Here is a 2,316-nt window from a genome sequence, read left to right on the forward strand (position 1 = left end):
CTTAGTTAATAAAGAAGAAAAACATCAGGAATGGAGTGAAAAAGCAAAAAAATTTTACAAGTATTAAAATAAATTAAAGCTTGAAAGAAGATGGAAAAAGGAAAATCTTCCACTTAATAGTCTTGAAAAAGCAAAATATAACTTCAATAAATTAATGGAAAATATAAGAACATATGATGAATTGGTTCAAAAACGATTGTGGATGATCAATAAACACTGGCTAAATCTTACTTTGTTCCATTATCTTCCAGGAGCGCCAGCGACAAATAATCCTATTGAAAGCTATTATTCAAAAAGTCTAAAAACGGATAACAAGAAGCAGTTCAGGACTGATAAAGGAACTGAGAATCAGATCAAACTTGCCCAAATGAGAAGATTAAATTTGCTCAAGAAACCAAAAGTCATTTCTGGAATTGTTCAGATTATTTACTCCATTTAAGCTTTAGTAAAAGAGATTTTTGAGAGCTGAGTTAAGGATTAAGTAGCGGAGCATATCGATTTTAGTCAAAAAATTTAGTGAAAAATTAACGGAGTAAAATAATTCTTTGGCATTACTGTCAAAGAAATCGTTTCTCAAGGATTATTACAGGTTATTTGAGCAGTTAACAGAGAAAAGTGAAGTTTTAAGGACAGAAAAAATGAGAAATCATTAAATTATGAAACTGAGTCGTATTTTCATTTTTAGTATTTTTATTGTATTTTCATTTTTACTTCAAAATAAAACTCGTACATTCACTTTTTAATTGCGCCTTAAGCTTTTATTTTTCAGATTTAATTTTTTCCGGGAAACACTTCAGAAAGCTCATTATTTTTGAAATCTGTACGGGCCTGCTATCTCTCAAGAGGAAACCATGTAGAACTGGATCCAGGGGTTTTTGTGAAACTATTTCCTTCATTTTTGCTACCTTTTGATTCTATTCTCTTTTAATTTTATAATAACTAATTAACCGGCTTACGGCAACTTATTACCTAGTTATCATATATAAGTATATCTTATATGTGATAAAGCTTTCATATCTTTGAAGGTTTAAAAAACAGGCTTTAGATTCACAATAGTAGGTTTTGATTCTCCGTAGAAATGAGGTCCTTTAAGGTTTTATTAAGAGCCGTTAAGAGACAGAAGGAGTTCAGCTTTGAGCTTTTCAGTCAGTTGCTTCGGGCCTATGTTCTAAAAAAAGCAGAAGTTACTTTTAAACTTTCAGATATTCTTTCTTTTTTATTTTTTCCAGCACAGAATCAAACAGAATTGATTTTTGGTCTTACCGCTGGGTAAATCCATGGATTTTCCTTGCTATAGCTTCATTCAAACTCAGTAGTCCGACATAAATTTTTGCCTTATTTCTATAACCCCCAGTCTCTTGAGTTTCTAGCTTGATGTCCATTGCCTCCCCTTCACGATTTTTTGTTCAGACAGTATCATCAAGCTTCTCTCCTGCACTGTTTTTTTGTTGGCAGTATCAATCAAGCTTCTTCAGCGTTGTAAGCATTATTTGCAGGCTCTCCTTGTATGCAAGGATATCCTTTTCATCCAGCCTTCTGAGAATCCGGGAGGTATTTTCTTCAAGTTCTCCTATGAACCATTTCCTGTAATCTTTTCCCTTTTCGGTGAGAGAAATCAGGGTTTTTCTTCGATCCTGAGGGTCTTTTTTTCTGCAGACAAGCCCTTCTCTTTCCAGAGCATCGATCATACTTGTCAAGCTTCCCTTCTGAAGATCAAGACATTGCCCCAGGGTCGTAGGCATAATATTATCTATTGCCCCGATAATCAAAATAGCTCGGTTCTGATTTTTATTCAGGCCATATGGACTGTCCACTGTCTTGTGAAATATTTTGGCAAAATTTTTTTGAAACAGATTAATAATCTCAAACTGAAGTTTTACTGTTTCTTTTATTTTTTCTTCCTTCATTGGTATCACAGTCAGGGCTTTCTTCCAGTCCTAATTTTCCAGTCATGATTCAGATGATAAAGGCAGGATAGTAGCCATTAGAGGTTTTTTTACGAGACATTTCTTATCCAGCAGGTTTGTTTGCGAGGTGTTTCTTAGTCGAATCTGCTGGTTTTAATGGCTTTCCTTGTTTTATCCAATTTGACTGGATTTTAATATATCTTATCATCCGAATTATGACCGTGTTCAATCTTATTATTCAGTTTCGTACTGTTAGATTTCAAACTAAAAAGGAACTGGGTTTATTTATATTTTATGATTTGACAATTAAGGTATATTCAAGCATCAGCCGCCCCTATATAATCAAATTTTTTCTGGTTTCCAATTTGTTAATGAGCTTGTTTCAAAAGCCTGACTATTCAGATTTTTG

General features: G+C 33.4%; 2 protein-coding genes and 1 pseudogene. 1 reads left to right on the plus strand and 2 read right to left on the minus strand.

What is annotated here, in order from left to right; genetic code table 11:
* A pseudogene (locus A9239_RS18520) lies at positions 1-446 on the plus strand (ISNCY family transposase); the annotation flags it as partial.
* 813 nt (positions 447-1,259) lie between these two features.
* Here A9239_RS18520 and A9239_RS20605 read toward each other — a convergent pair.
* Together A9239_RS20605 and A9239_RS14290 are read right to left on the minus strand one after the other, a co-directional pair.
* Positions 1,260-1,382, minus strand: a complete 123-nt coding sequence (locus tag A9239_RS20605; protein ID WP_255361960.1) for a hypothetical protein — start codon at positions 1,380-1,382, stop codon at positions 1,260-1,262.
* 75 nt (positions 1,383-1,457) lie between these two features.
* Positions 1,458-1,907, minus strand: coding sequence for a MarR family winged helix-turn-helix transcriptional regulator (locus tag A9239_RS14290; protein ID WP_048117118.1), 450 nt, complete (start codon positions 1,905-1,907; stop codon positions 1,458-1,460).
* Between the last annotated feature and the right edge of the window lie 409 nt (positions 1,908-2,316).

It is taken from the genome of Methanosarcina sp. A14 (assembly GCF_001729375.1).
Taxonomy (GTDB): Archaea; Halobacteriota; Methanosarcinia; order Methanosarcinales; family Methanosarcinaceae; genus Methanosarcina; species Methanosarcina barkeri.